At 34.9% G+C, this 13,814-nt stretch carries 13 protein-coding genes; 1 reads left to right on the forward strand and 12 read right to left on the reverse strand.

Going from position 1 to position 13,814, the window contains the following annotated elements; translation table 11 throughout:
* Positions 1-49: 49 nt before the first annotated feature.
* The 3 genes from AC1Q7L_RS01830 to AC1Q7L_RS01840 form a co-directional block, all read right to left on the reverse strand.
* Positions 50-286: a YtxH domain-containing protein gene (locus AC1Q7L_RS01830; protein ID WP_410690735.1), complete on the reverse strand. Its 237-nt coding sequence runs from the start codon at positions 284-286 to the stop codon at positions 50-52.
* Positions 287-393: 107 nt separating this feature from the next.
* Positions 394-1,236, reverse strand: a complete 843-nt coding sequence (locus tag AC1Q7L_RS01835; protein WP_492305655.1) for an isoaspartyl peptidase/L-asparaginase — start codon at positions 1,234-1,236, stop codon at positions 394-396.
* Between the two features lie 98 nt (positions 1,237-1,334).
* Positions 1,335-2,222, reverse strand: a complete 888-nt coding sequence (locus AC1Q7L_RS01840; RefSeq protein WP_492305917.1) for a cyanophycinase — start codon at positions 2,220-2,222, stop codon at positions 1,335-1,337.
* A 201-nt stretch (positions 2,223-2,423) separates the two neighbouring features.
* On the opposite strand from AC1Q7L_RS01840, the gene cphA reads away from it, so the two are divergent.
* Positions 2,424-5,051, forward strand: a complete 2,628-nt coding sequence (gene cphA, locus AC1Q7L_RS01845) for a cyanophycin synthetase (RefSeq protein ID WP_492305916.1) — start codon at positions 2,424-2,426, stop codon at positions 5,049-5,051.
* 93 nt (positions 5,052-5,144) lie between these two features.
* On the opposite strand, the gene AC1Q7L_RS01850 is transcribed toward cphA, so the two are convergent.
* The 9 genes from AC1Q7L_RS01850 to AC1Q7L_RS01890 all read right to left on the reverse strand — a co-directional run bounded on the left by AC1Q7L_RS01850 (position 5,145) and on the right by AC1Q7L_RS01890 (position 13,814).
* Entirely contained in the window at positions 5,145-5,597 is a 453-nt protein-coding gene (locus tag AC1Q7L_RS01850; RefSeq protein ID WP_492305654.1) for a hypothetical protein, read from the reverse strand.
* A 23-nt stretch (positions 5,598-5,620) separates the two neighbouring features.
* On the reverse strand, positions 5,621-6,805 hold the full coding sequence (locus AC1Q7L_RS01855; RefSeq protein WP_492305653.1) for a hypothetical protein: 1,185 nt from the start codon (positions 6,803-6,805) through the stop codon (positions 5,621-5,623).
* Positions 6,806-6,979: 174 nt separating this feature from the next.
* The gene (locus AC1Q7L_RS01860) at positions 6,980-7,813 is read right to left on the reverse strand and encodes a type 1 glutamine amidotransferase (protein ID WP_492305652.1); all 834 of its coding nucleotides are present in this window, start codon (positions 7,811-7,813) and stop codon (positions 6,980-6,982) included.
* Between the two features lie 35 nt (positions 7,814-7,848).
* A complete protein-coding gene (locus tag AC1Q7L_RS01865; RefSeq protein ID WP_123984659.1) occupies positions 7,849-8,967 on the reverse strand; it encodes a carboxylate-amine ligase in 1,119 nt (372 codons plus the stop codon).
* 29 nt (positions 8,968-8,996) lie between these two features.
* The gene (locus tag AC1Q7L_RS01870) at positions 8,997-9,950 is read right to left on the reverse strand and encodes an ATP-grasp domain-containing protein (RefSeq protein WP_492305651.1); all 954 of its coding nucleotides are present in this window, start codon (positions 9,948-9,950) and stop codon (positions 8,997-8,999) included.
* Between the two features lie 48 nt (positions 9,951-9,998).
* Entirely contained in the window at positions 9,999-10,712 is a 714-nt protein-coding gene (locus AC1Q7L_RS01875; protein WP_492305650.1) for an alpha/beta hydrolase-fold protein, read from the reverse strand.
* Between the two features lie 48 nt (positions 10,713-10,760).
* Positions 10,761-11,039, reverse strand: a complete 279-nt coding sequence (locus AC1Q7L_RS01880; RefSeq protein WP_492305649.1) for a hypothetical protein — start codon at positions 11,037-11,039, stop codon at positions 10,761-10,763.
* 7 nt (positions 11,040-11,046) lie between these two features.
* Complete coding sequence (locus AC1Q7L_RS01885) at positions 11,047-12,258, reverse strand: ATP-grasp domain-containing protein (protein ID WP_492305648.1); 1,212 nt, start codon at positions 12,256-12,258, stop codon at positions 11,047-11,049.
* Between the two features lie 140 nt (positions 12,259-12,398).
* The gene (locus AC1Q7L_RS01890; protein WP_492305647.1) at positions 12,399-13,814 is read right to left on the reverse strand and encodes a leucyl aminopeptidase family protein; all 1,416 of its coding nucleotides are present in this window, start codon (positions 13,812-13,814) and stop codon (positions 12,399-12,401) included.

Consider the following 13,814-nt stretch of genomic DNA (forward strand, 5'->3'; position numbering starts at 1 on the left):
ATATTCTACGATGACTTTCCTTATATATGAATGTTAAAAAAAACTAGTCTTAACTTAAAGAATCTTCAGCTTTTGTTTTCGCTTCGTCTAATTTCGCCTGAGCCTGAGAAGCTACGTCATTGGCTTTGGTTTTAAGATCATTTCCCCATTTATTAAGGTTGTCTTTTGCACTGTTGATCTTATCTTTTACTGCTTGCTGCTCTTCTGGAGTAGATTTTTTATATTTCCAATAAGCTAAAGCACCTAATCCTAATAAAGCAAGTATTCCATTTGTTTTGTTTCCCATGATTTCTATTTTTTTAATGTTATTATTAATACTAAAATTTGTTATTAAAATAAGTATGTAAAATACGTGCCAAAAAAATGAATTCAATTATAAATTTATGTTAAAATTTAATTAAAAACTTCAAAATTTTCACCATCAAAACTTGCAAATACCATGGTTGGATAAGAATCCTGATGATAGATATTCCCTTGTTTATCAATGGCAATCGCACCTGCGAAACCATCAATTGTTTTTAATTCCTCAAAAGTTTTATTAAAAGCATTTTCAAGGCTCATCCCGTCTGTAACTCTTGTCACAATTTTTGTGGAAGTAGCATTGCTTACAATGTCTTCTCCAACGCCTGTACAGCTTACGGCACAGAACGAATTGGCATAATTTCCGGCAACAGTTGCAGAATCAGAAATTCTTCCAGGGATTTCAAAACCTTTTCCTCCGGTTGAGGTGGCAACGGCTAATTTTCCGTCTTTATCAATTGCTACACAGCCAACAGTTCCTTTTCCGCCATTTGCTAATTTAGCTTCATATTCTTTTCTACGTTGAGGGGTTTCAGTTGAAAAATTTTCAAAACCATGTTCTGTGGCGTAATTTTTTGCACCGCTTCCTCCCAAAACTCTGTCATCTTCTTTCATTAAGTCTTTCGCAACGAAAATCGGGTTTTTTACATCCTGAATATTGATAACTCCACTTAATTTTTGTGTCTCACCGTCCATGATCGCAGCACTCATACGAATGACTCCGTCGCTTTGGATTTGAGAACCAATTCCGGCATTATATAATTCATCATCCTCCAAAAGAGAAACGGCATAAGCTACCGTATCAAAAGCAGAATTTGACTGTAAATATTCAAAAGCCTTTTGAGCAATATTTTTTAACGATTCTTGTTTCGCTGTTTTTACTTCATGGCTTTGGTCACTTTCTGAGAAGAAACCGCCGTGGATGATTAATTTCATAAAATATAATTGATAGGTGATAAATGATAATTGATATTCTTGACGAAGTTAATTTATTTATCAACCAAAATCATTGATCAATTATCATTAATCATTTATTATTTATCTTGTGGAATCGGATTAAATTGAGAATTTTCAATCGTCAATGTTTTTGTCGTCAGGTCATAATGGTCGTTCATCGACATTACATGTACAGTTAAATTATCAATAGAAATAGGCTCTCCAAGATTGATGTTGGTAAGATTGGTGTCTTTAATAAACCTTCCGTCAACAATAATTACAAGTCCTGAACCTACGGCAGTCATTGTATCATTATGAATAAAAAGTCCGGTATCTTCACCTAAACCAATTCCCAATGTTCTCGGATTATTGACAACAGCTTGAAATAGACGACCAATTCTTCCTCTTTGTACGAAGTGAGTGTCGATGATTACATTATCAATTAAACCTAAACCTTGCGTAGTTTTTATTTCACCTTTCAGCAAGGCTTCAGAACTGCTTCCCTGATAAATCATATTTTCAGAGGCGGCAGCTGCTCCTGCAGAAGTTCCGGAGTAAATAAAATCCTGCTCCTGATATTTTAATAGAATGGTATCATGAAATCTTGTTCCGCCAAGAATAGAGGTCAGCCTCAACTGATCTCCACCTGTGAACATCACAACATCTGCTGCATTAGCTCTTGCTACCATCGCATCAGAATTGGCTTCCTCACGATTGTGGATATCAAGGATGTTTACATTTTTGGCGCCTAAAAATTCAAATGCTTTCTTATATTCCGTACCAACAATTTGGGGGATCTGAGAAGCAGTCGTAATAATTTCTATTACAGAATCTTCTTTAAGCTTAGACTCATTAATTATCTTTCTTAGAATACCTCTTTCAAAGAAATTGAGGTTTTTTTCGATATTCTGATCGAAGTCGGTTTCAGCAAAGCTGCCTTTATTTACAGCCCCTCCGATAACGATTAATTTTCCAACGGGTTTCATCATAGTGTGCAAATTTAAAAAATTATTAACATTTAGCGAAATCTATACCACATTTTAATTGATCCTGAGTATTTTAGAATTATTAATAATTTTCAATTTTATTTTGAGAAATCTACAAGTGTGGTATAGTTTTGTTTATGGTTTTACATTATCTTTGATTCTGGAATATGTTATCATTAATAAGAAAAATGCAAAATGTCTATGAAAATTGAGAAGATACAGGCTTTACGTGGTCCTAATATTTGGAGTATAAGAAGAAAAAAGCTGATACAGATGCGGTTGGATCTTGAAGAACTGGAAAATTTCCCTACCAATAAAATCGATGGTTTCAGAGAAAGAATAGAAAAATTAATGCCGTCTTTAATTACGCACAGATGTTCTGAAGGCGTAGTCGGAGGTTTTTTCCATAGAGTGGAAACCGGAACATGGATGGGGCACGTTATTGAACATATTGCTCTTGAGATCCAGACTTTATCAGGAATGGATACCGGATTCGGAAGAACACGTGAAACAAAAACTCCGGGTGTTTACAATGTAGTTTTCGATTATATTGAAGAAAATGCGGGAATTTGCGCTGCCGAACAAGCCGTAGAAATTGCAGAAGCTTTAATTGAAGGCAGAGAATACGACCTGAATGCTTGTATTCATAGGCTGAAAGAGATCAGAGAACGTGTTCGTTTAGGTCCGTCAACGGGAAGTATCGTTGAAGAAGCAGTTTCCAGAAGAATTCCTTGGATCAGATTGGGGACGAACTCTTTGGTACAGCTTGGTTACGGAGTTAATCAGCAGAGGTTTCAGGCTACGATCACGGGCAAAACAAGCTCAATTGCAGTAGATATTGCATGTAATAAAGAATTAACCAAAAGAATGCTTCATGATGCTGCGATTCCTGTTCCGATTGGTGATTTGATCATGGATGAAGAAGGATTGGAAAGCGTTATCAGAAAAATCAATTATCCGATTGTTTTAAAACCTTTGGACGGAAATCATGGAAAAGGTTCATCAATCAATGTAAATGATTGGGAAGCTGCAAAAATTGGTTTAGAACATGCTCAGAAATATTCAAAAAAAGTAATTGTTGAAAAATATATTACCGGATATGATTTCAGAGTTTTAGTAATTAATAATAAAATGGTTGCTGCTGCGAGAAGAGTTCCTGCCCACGTTGTGGGAGATGGAGAATTAAATATTCAGCAATTAATTGAAAAAGAAAATAAAGACCCAAGAAGAGGGTACGGTCATGAAAATGTATTAACTGAAATTGCAGTTGACAAAGACACGACAGAGCTTCTTGAAAAACTTCATTATACACTTGAAACGATTCCTCAAAAAGGAGAAGTTGTCTATTTAAAATCAACGGCTAACCTTTCTACTGGAGGGACTTCTATTGATGTTACTGACATGGTTCACCCGGAAAATATCACCATGGCAGAAAGAATTTCCAAGATCATTGGTCTGGATGTTTGTGGAATTGATATTATGGCCGAGAATTTAACGCAACCATTAAAAGAAAGCGGTGGAGCCATCATTGAAGTAAATGCTGCTCCAGGTTTCAGGATGCACCTTGCTCCAAGCGAAGGTCTTCCAAGAAACGTTGCTGCTCCGGTTGTTGATATGCTGTATCCGGCAGGAAAACCATTTACGATTCCGATCATCGCGGTGACGGGAACGAACGGTAAAACAACTACGACAAGATTAATTTCTCATATCATTAAAAATAACGGTTTTAGAGTAGGTTTCACAACGTCAGACGGTATTTATATTCAGAATACGATGTTGACGAAAGGTGATACTACAGGACCGCTTTCAGCTGAATTTATTCTGAAAGATCCAACTGTAGAATTTGCCGTTCTGGAAACTGCCAGAGGTGGAATTCTTCGCTCAGGACTTGGTTTTTCTCAATGTGATATTGGGGTTTTAACCAATATTAAAGAAGATCATTTAGGATTAAATGATATTCATAATCTTAAAGATTTAACAAAGGTAAAAAGAGTCGTTCTTGACAGCGTAAAGAAAAACGGCTGGAGCGTGATGAATGCGGATGATGAGTATTCTATGAGAATTGTGAATGATCTACACAGCAATGTGGCAATTTTCAGTATGGATGAAAATAATCCACACATGAAGAAATTCGCAAAAGAAGGGAAAATTACCTGCGTTTATGAAGAAGGTTTTGTGACGATCAAAAAAGGTGACTGGAAGATCAGAATCGGAAAAGCAAAAGATTTCCCGATTACGATGGAAGGGAAAGCTAAATTCATGATCGAGAATGTTTTAGCAGCGAGTTTGGCGTGTTATCTTCAAGGATTGGGAATAGAGGATATTTCAAATTCTTTAAGAACTTTTATTCCGAGTGCACAGCTTACTCCTGGAAGACTGAATGTTTTCAAGTTTAAAAATTTCAAAGTTCTAATTGATTTTGCTCACAATCCATCCGGATATGAAGCGATTGAAGATTATCTTAAAAATGTAGAATCTACCAAGAAAATTGGGATTATTTCCGGAGTCGGAGACAGAAGAGATGAAGACATCAGACTGTGTGGAAAAATCGCAGGAAGAATGTTCGATTACATCATCATCAGAAACGAAAAACATCTTCGTGGAAGAAAAGAAGAGGACATTAATGCATTAATTATCGATGGTATTAATGAAGCTCAAAGAGATGTAAGCTATGAAATTATTCCTAAAGAAATTGATGCCTTAAAACATGCAATGGGAATGGCTGAAGAAGGAGCTTTCATAACTGCTTTAAGTGACGTGATTTCTAACGCGATCGATCTGGTACAGGAATATCAGGCGAGGGAATTGCTTGAGGATGATAAGATTTAATTGGAAGTTCAGGGTTTCGGCTTCGAAGAAGCCGAAACCCTGAACTCAATACTTTTCAAAATAAAAAACCTCCAAAATTTTGGAGGTTTTTTATTATATTCTTGTCCAGTTTTTCTCTATTTTCTGTAATTTTAAAAAGTATGGAATCAGAACAGCAAGTTCAAATCTGAGCATAAAATGTTTTGTAAAGAAGGGTAAAACGATCATTACAATTCCACAAATAATGAATCCTAAAATAGCATCAATTTTTGCAACTTTAATGCCCCAGTCTTCTTCAAACCAAAGTCCGTAAGAGGCAATTCCTTTAAAAACAAATAAAAAGCTTATAAGAATACCTGTTAAACTGTAAGGTTCAGTAGTTTCTAATCCATAAAGTGACAACTCTGTATTTTTCATAAAAAATCCAAAAGCCAGGATGAATGCACCCACTACTCCTGTAAAAAAGAATAACCAAATGAAAATTTTAATCCAGACTGGTAATAAACTTCTTCTTCGTACAAAATTACTTTTTATATCAAACTCTTCAAAAGCTGATTGTTCTTCCATTGTATATTAGTTTTTATAAAATATTATTCTTCCACAAAAAACGCATTAGAACTGCCGATCCAAATAGCATCTTTCTTATTAAAATCAACATTCACCATGGCGGCTTTTGTCATTCTTCCAAGATTTTCCAATAGGATAGGGCGTTCGTCATTTTCTCGCCAAATATACAATAATCTGATTTCTGCTTTTGAAAATTCACCATTGATATCTTCAAAAAGCGGAGCATAAGTTACTTTTCTCTGTAAAATATAATTTTCTTTATCCTCTATGGCGTCTGTGATTTCTTTTGTCGGGTCTAAATTAACTCCACTTCCTGCAAACGAAAATAAAGGTTTTAAAACAAAGTTTTCAAGACTTTCACTTTTCGGAAATTCGTGTAAGAAATAACTTTTCGGGACAAATTGATGTTTCAGCATTGGCAGAAGAAACTTTGAAATTTTGAAAAACCAGTTTGGATGCGTAACCCAAGTTACATCTACATCTTCACGGAAATCAAATTCAGTTTTAAGATCAGGAATTCTGTCTAATTCGTCGAAAATTACACGGTTATAGATTCTTTTGATCTCAATTAATTTTCCGTCATTTTCATAGAATAGTTTTCTACCTTCTTTCTTTACTTTCGTTAAACAAACGGTTTTTATTCCTAATAATTTCTCGGTCAGAATAAAATCGATTAAAGTTTTTTGTTTTTCAGGGAAAATTTCAAGAAGAATTACGTTTTCAGGATTTTCGTTACCTACAATTAGATCTTTTACATAATTTCTAAATTCTTCATGAGGCATTTTGTTTTTGATATCATTTAAAAAAGGATAAACTTCACAAAATGTATCTTCAAAAATCTTTTGAAAAGCATACAATGATGGAAACGCTTGAAGCTCTATTAATTGAGGTTCTATTTCACCGTTTTCACTTTTACAGATTCCAAAATCTATGGTAAAAAAATGAGGTTGATTGGTATCATTCGGAACTTTACAGTTTTCAGGAATCGCTTTTTGTAACGTTTCTGGCGATAAAGCTTTGATCTGATCAATAATACTTTCGCTTGCATCAATAAGCTTGTCTTTAAATTGATTCGAAAGAAACATTGGACTTTCGGAAATTCTGAAAGAAGTCTCAACACCACTTTTTTGTTTTAGAATCTCTTTAAACTGATCATATTTTTCCTGAGAAAATTCCTGATTAAATTGTTTTCTGTATTTTGAGACCATATTCTTTTTCTTTGTGATTTTAAAAAATCGAGCAATGTTGCTCGATTTCTGTATTGATTTTGTTTAATATTTTAAGATGCTTCGACTCGCTTAGCATGACAATGTTACCAAAATGACATTTATTATTAGAAATGTCATGCTGAGCGGAGTCGAAGCATCTATAATTTAGAATTGTTAAGCCATTGCTTCAATTTCTTTCAGAACGTTTTTTTTTGCAAATTGCAAAAATCTTGGAAGAATTTGAGCTTGCGTAAGAACGATTTTGTCTTCATCATCCATTCTGTCTACAGTTTCAAGATATTTTTCCATTCCGTAATTCTCGATCATGGCTTCTTTATTCTTTTCATCTTTAAGGTTTTCAACCATACCTTCAGGATTAGCTTCAGGGTGGAATTGAGTTCCGAAGATCTCTTCTGAAAAACGAACCGCCATAATAGCTCTTTCAAGATTAATATGTGGACGGAATTTCTCAATCGCAACGATTTTCATTCCTAATTCCTCGAAACGCTCATGATTCGGTTCAATGAACTGAAATGCTCTAGAATCAACTGCATAGAAAGGATCTGGAAGATTTTTAAATAAAAATTCCTGCTCACCTTCATCAGTTTTATGGATTGGCATTACTCCGAAAGAATAAGATTTTCTTTTGCAGATATTACCTAATTCCCAATGAATACTCGCCAATTGGAATGAATGACAAATCAGGAACATATACTTTTTATCATCATTATATTTATTATGATTATAAACGGTATCCAGAAATTCTGCAAATTTATCTTCCCATTCAAGACCTTCTCTGTGTGGATCTCCGGGGCCTCCTGATGAAATGAAAATATCAAAATCTTCAATATTTGGCATTTCATTTTTATGTCTTACATCAAAAGTTTTGATGATAACATTTTCTTCAGAATTTTTTTTGAATGCTTCCGAAATCTCTCGTATATTTTTAAAGCCTTGATTTGCCTGATTGTTATTCATGTCCAGCAAAGCGATTCTAATATCCTTCATACTACTTCATATTTTTTACAAAGTTATCAAAAATATTATGAAACAGTTTGCCCATGTGTTATGCCATACTCTGTTTCTGAGATCATATAATCCACAACTTTTGTAAGATCGCCTGTTTCTTCATAGACTTTAAGTTGTCTGTCGGCACCTGTTCCATTTTCAAGAATTGTCCATGCATATTCAACTTCTTTTCTGCACCCTAATTCGTCCACAACATCATCAATGAACTCAAGCAATTCTTTTAATAAATCAGGATAAGGAACAGATTCTTCTTTGCCAAAATCAATTAAATGTGAATGTATTCCGTCTCTGGAAGCTCTCCATTTATTTTCATTCAATAATAATCTTCTATAACTTCTGAAACTTAAATTCTGTTGATGCAATTTGTAAATTTTAGCCACTAAACTTTGCATAATAGCAGCCAAACAAACCGTTTCTTCAATTCTTAAAGGCATATCGCAGATTCTGAATTCAATCGTAGGGTAGAACGGGTGAACGCGTAGATCCCACCAAATTTTCTTGGCATTATCAATGGTTCCTGTTTTAACCAAAAGATCAACATAGCTGTCAAATTCTGCAAGAGAATTGAAATAACTCGGAATTCCTGTTCTTGGAAATTTAACAAAAATCTCCTGTCTGTAAGATCTGAATCCTGTATTTCTCCCTATCCAAAAAGGTGAATTAACAGACAATGCATAAACGTGAGGCAAGAAATAACGCATTACATTTTGAATTCTCACACCTTCTTCACGATTTGGAATTCCTATATGAACGTGCAGTCCGAAAATAAGATTTCCGCGGGCAACATCTCCCATATCGTCTACAATTTTGTTGTAGCGCTCGCCATCCGTGATGGTGTTGTGCTCCCAGTTTGAGAAAGGGTGTGTTCCGCCTCCTGAAACGCGAAGTCCCTGTTCGTGAGCGGTATTAATAAGGTGTCTTCTTAAATTTGTAAGCTCAGCCTGTGCTTCCTGAATGTTCTGGCAGATACCCGTTTCCATTTCAATCATGGATTCGTGCATTTCGTGCTTTAAGTTTTCACTTAAAACAGCTTTTCCGCCTTCAATAATTTTCGAAACATGAGAAACCAAATCACGGCTCTCAACATCTATAATTTGGTATTCTTCTTCGATACCAATCGTAAATTGATGCATTCTTTTTCGGTGTTTTTTTGATTTTATTTCTATTTAACTGAGTCTTTCACGAAAGTTCCCCAAGAGATATTTGGTTTCCCTGGAACATATTCTTTTGCTTTTTCAATTGCTAATTTGGCAGAGTTTTCTACGATCCACGCGAAGTTTTCTTCACCTACAGAATTTCTGTCCGCATCCGGAGCCGGGTTACAGAAGTCGATTGCGTAAGGAATTCCGTCTCTGATGGCAAATTCTACCGTATTGAAATCATATCCTAAAGCTTCATTCATTTTAATCGTATAATCATGAATAACCTTTAATAATTTTTTTAATTCTTCACCTTCCGTCTGGTGCGTTGTTGCGTATCTCAAATGGTGCGGATTTCTCGGTTCGTAAGGCATGATATGAACATATTTCTTGCCTAAACAATATACTCTGTAATAATCTTCGAAGACGATTTCTTCCTGAACCATCATTACCAACTGTTCGGTTTCTCCTAATTTATTCCAAAGATCTTCAGGGCTTTCTACTCTGTAAACGCTTTTCCAGCCACCGCCGTCATGAGGTTTCATGTAAGCAGGGAAGCCAACATAATCGAAAATATACTCCCAATCGTGAGGGAATTTCAGGTTTCTGAAAGATGTTTCTGTAGTATCTGTAGGTCTTTCATGCGAAGGAAGCAATACTGTTTTCGGAAGAGGAATTCCCAGTTTAGACATCAATGCATTATTGAAAAACTTCTCGTCTGCACTCCACCAAAAAGGGTTGTTGATAACGTAAGTTCCGTTCAATGCTGCATTTTTAAGATAAGCTCTGTAGAAGGGAACATCCTGCGAAATTCTGTCTATAATTACTGCATATCCGTAATCTGCGCCTTGCTCCAATTTGTCAATGCTTACTGCTTCTGCAATAATTTCTCCACCTCCTAATTCATTTACCTTGTCTATAAATGCCCAAGGAAATGTATCTTCCATCCCGAATAGAATTCCAACTTTTTTTGCCATAATTGTTGTTTTTTTAATGTTTTATATTAATAATTTGAATTTAAAAATTTAAGAGAAAAATCTTCCTATAAAGGTTGGGAAAACCAATCGCCAAAGCGGCCAGTCATGGTTGATCCATTTTCTTTCATCGTACCAGAAATCAATTCCTTTTGCACTTAAAATGTCTGCCATTTCTAAGTTTTTGTCCTTACAGATATCCTGATCTGAGGTGCTTAAAACAATGTGCATGTGTTTGTATTTCCAAGATTCATCATTTTTAACAAATTCTCTCGGGCAATTGAAATAAACTAGTTCATCCGAATATCCGTCCATAAAGTTGCGGATACTAAACGCTCCCGAAAGACAGAATAAATGCGAAACTACATCAGGAAATCTAAATGCAAAATTAGCAGCATGATATCCTCCAAAGCTTGCTCCTGCAACCGCTACACGATGCGTATTATGAAGTTTTTGGATGTAAGGCACAAATTCCTGAATCAGAAATTGCACATACAATTCATAATTTTTAATTCTTTGTTGTGGAGATATTTTTTCGTCATAGAAACTCCAGCCATCGATGGTCTGAATATTATAAAGTTTTACTTTTCCCTGTTCAACAAACCAATTTATGCTTCCATTAAGGTGAAAATCATGGTTTTGGGTATATTGCCCTTGTGAAGTCGGGAACATGATGATGGGATGACCATAATGTCCGGTAACCTCTACTTTAAGGCTTGTTCCTAATATATTTGAATAGTAATCAGTATGTTCTATCTGCGGCATTCTTTTTCTTGTTTGGGTTTTAATATTTTATTTAATTAATATCTGAAATTATATGAATTTCACAAATTCAATTCCGCCAAGTCGTTCATCTTGTAGAATATCAAGAACAATTGTTCCTAATTTTGGATGATCAAAAACAATATTTTCTTTAAACTGCCATTCTGCATCAGGTTTGTTAGCATTTTTTGAATCTACAAATCTGTAGTATGCTTTACTTTCCCAATTTCCGTTTTTAGCATTTTCCAACGTGTCTTTTAAACTTGATTTTTCTGGAATATTTAATTTTATAAGATCAATAACTTCTTGAATATTAATTTCTTTGTTCATTAATTGTTTATGAGCTTGGTTTGCTTTTTGGAGGAAGAATATTCAGTAATTCTGCATGTATTTTTTCGGCAGCGCGATCCAATCTTTCCTGTACAATCGTTGCGTCGTTTGATTTGTAAACAATACCAACGTGGTAATCTATCGGTAAAAATTTCACGACTTCTTCACATTCGAATTCATTATAATCAGGCTCTTTATCTTTAATTAAAGCAACAATTAATCCTGAATAATATCCTGTAGGCTTTGAAACTTCATATTTTTTACCTTTCAGAAGGGCATCTTCAATTTTTGCCCATTCTCTCCAGATATTGATATTGCTTGAAGCTTCGACCAAATCAGGAATATGAGCACCACCAACTCTTGATGAAGTCTCAAGGAAGTAGTATTTTCCATCATCTTTACTTCGGATAAATTCTGTGTGAGTAGCACCATAAATTAGTCCAAAACTGGACAAAACTTTTGCATTCACATCATCTAAAGCTTTAAATTCATCAGAATATCTTCCTAATGTTTTTGTTCTGAAAACCCCACCTTCATGAGAAACCTCCATTGGCGGAGCAAGGTATTTTGAAGCAGAAGTGAAAACGATTTGTTTATTAAATGTTAAACTGTCAACATGATAAACATCTCCGGGTTTGAAACTTTCTAATAAAAATAAGTGACGCTCTTCTCCAAGCTCATTTAAAGCTTCCCAAAGCTGTTCTCTATTTGTTATTTTTTTAATTCCCGATGCCGAAGCCTCCGAACGAGGTTTCAAAACCCACGGTCCCGGAACTTTGTCAACGAAACGATTAACCTCATCGTTATTAAAAACTGCTGTAAACTCCGGAACATTGATTCCTGAATCTTTTGCCTTTTGTCTCATCGCTAATTTATCTCTGAAATAACGATGTGTGGTCTGTCCCATTCCCGGAATACGGAAAGTTTCTCTTATAAGTGCAGCTTTTTCAACATCATAATCGTCCAAAGCGATCACGGCGTCTACTTTTCTGGTCTGCATTAAGTGTGAAAATCCCTGAACCAGATGATCAAGATTCCAGACAGACGGCTTCAGTTCGGGCATGTAAAATACCTCGTCAATAGCTTCCCACGGCCAATTTTTTTCCTTAAGATTTTCGGATGTCACCAAGATTATTTTATTACCGAGCTTCTTCATTTCTTCCATGAAATCATAGCCCTTGTAATAGCACGAAATACATACTATTGTTTTCTCCTCCATATAATGTTTTTTTAATTTTGATGAATATTCAAAAAAGAAAGCGATTTTTTATTGATTAATTAATGCTAAAAACCGTCTATCAGTATGTATTTGAAAATTCTTACTCAATTATACAGAGAATTTTTGTAATAAACTAATTTTTAGTGATAATTTTCGATTAAATCGGCCAATAATTGCACTCCAAAGCCTGTTGCAGCTTTTTCTTTGGCATATCCAACGTTTCCAAAAGCGACTCCGGCAATATCTAAATGTGCCCATTTTGGGTGGTTTTCGATAAATTGTTCCAAAAATTTTGCAGCAATGATACAATCTCCGATTGGCTTCATAGAAATGTTCTTCATATCAGCCACATCAGACTGAATATCGTCTTTCCAGATATCCCATAAAGGCAGATTCCATAATCTTTGATTGGTTTTATCGCCTGTTTTTATCAAAAGATTTTTTAATTCTTCATTATTTGAAAACATAGCTCCACAAGTATCACCGAACATTCTTACCGAACTACCCGTTAATGTTGCAAGGTCGATCATAAGGTCGGTTTTGTAGTTTTTGGCCATGTAAGAAAGCCCGTCAGCAAGGATCATTCTTCCTTCTGCATCGGTGTTCAGAACTTCGATTGTTTTTCCGTTATAAGCTGTAATTACATCACTTGGTAAGAATGCGTTTTCAGAAATTGCATTGTCTGTAATCGGTAAAATTGCTACGATATTTACAGGAAGTTCCATTTCTGCAGCATAAATTAGAGTTCCTAAAACCGCCGTTGCGCCGCCCATATCAGACTTCATATAGTGCATATTGTCAGGGTTTTTCAGGGAAATTCCTCCTGTGTCAAATAATACGCATTTTCCTACCAAACCGATTGTTTTGGCATTTTTGGCTGTCGTTTTATATTCTAAAATTGTAAAAGCAGCATCATAAGCACTTCCTTGATTCACAGAAAGGTAAGCTCCCAAACCAAGTTCCTCACATTTTTTTCTATTGAAAACTGTGTATTTTAACTCATGTTTTTTTGCTAAATTTTTAAGATATAAATTAAAAATATCAGGATTTTTAAGGTTGGCAGGTTTGTTTAGCCAATCCTGACAGGCAATTTGTCCATTACACAAAGCCTCTGCTTTTTTACTTATTGAATCTAATTTTTTCTGACTTGCATTTTCAAAATGAATTTCAAATTTTGTATTCCAGAAAGGATGGCTTTTTTCGAAAGGATAGTTGTAAGTTCCTATTAACAGACCTTTTGCAAATTCTTCAAACTGTTTTTCATTAAGAAAATCCGCCAAAACCAACGTGGGAACTGCCTGTAAATTCTTTTTTTGAGTTTGAGAAAATTTATTAGCAACCTGCTGGATTTCAAAATTTTGAAGACTTGATTTTCCAAGACCGATAAAGTAAGTAATGCCTTCTTCGTGGGCGTTTACAAAGATTTCGTTCTTCTTTCCTGTGAAAAAAGCTGAAATATTTTTATTGAAATTTTTCCCCGTTTTTCCCCATTCTTCTTCTGTAAATAATTGGAAAACCTGAGTATATGTTCTGTTTTTTTTATTAATTAGTTTCAT

It is taken from the genome of Chryseobacterium sp. GW823-FHT05E08, assembly GCF_058795655.1.

Excerpts from the sequence above, each read along its gene's own strand:
- AC1Q7L_RS01850 (WP_492305654.1), bottom strand. The coding sequence starts at position 5,597 with ATGGAAGAACAATCAGCTTTTGAAGAGTTTGATATAAAAAGTAATTTT.
- AC1Q7L_RS01835 (WP_492305655.1), bottom strand. The coding sequence starts at position 1,236 with ATGAAATTAATCATCCACGGCGGTTTCTTCTCAGAAAGTGACCAAAGC.
- AC1Q7L_RS01875 (WP_492305650.1), bottom strand. The coding sequence starts at position 10,712 with ATGCCGCAGATAGAACATACTGATTACTATTCAAATATATTAGGAACA.
- AC1Q7L_RS01870 (WP_492305651.1), bottom strand. The coding sequence starts at position 9,950 with ATGGCAAAAAAAGTTGGAATTCTATTCGGGATGGAAGATACATTTCCT.
- AC1Q7L_RS01865 (WP_123984659.1), bottom strand. The coding sequence starts at position 8,967 with ATGCATCAATTTACGATTGGTATCGAAGAAGAATACCAAATTATAGAT.
- AC1Q7L_RS01840 (WP_492305917.1), bottom strand. The coding sequence starts at position 2,222 with ATGAAACCCGTTGGAAAATTAATCGTTATCGGAGGGGCTGTAAATAAA.
- AC1Q7L_RS01880 (WP_492305649.1), bottom strand. The coding sequence starts at position 11,039 with ATGAACAAAGAAATTAATATTCAAGAAGTTATTGATCTTATAAAATTA.
- cphA (WP_492305916.1), top strand. The coding sequence starts at position 2,424 with ATGAAAATTGAGAAGATACAGGCTTTACGTGGTCCTAATATTTGGAGT.
- AC1Q7L_RS01885 (WP_492305648.1), bottom strand. The coding sequence starts at position 12,258 with ATGGAGGAGAAAACAATAGTATGTATTTCGTGCTATTACAAGGGCTAT.
- AC1Q7L_RS01855 (WP_492305653.1), bottom strand. The coding sequence starts at position 6,805 with ATGGTCTCAAAATACAGAAAACAATTTAATCAGGAATTTTCTCAGGAA.
- AC1Q7L_RS01890 (WP_492305647.1), bottom strand. The coding sequence starts at position 13,814 with ATGAAACTAATTAATAAAAAAAACAGAACATATACTCAGGTTTTCCAA.
- AC1Q7L_RS01830 (WP_410690735.1), bottom strand. The coding sequence starts at position 286 with ATGGGAAACAAAACAAATGGAATACTTGCTTTATTAGGATTAGGTGCT.
- AC1Q7L_RS01860 (WP_492305652.1), bottom strand. The coding sequence starts at position 7,813 with ATGAAGGATATTAGAATCGCTTTGCTGGACATGAATAACAATCAGGCA.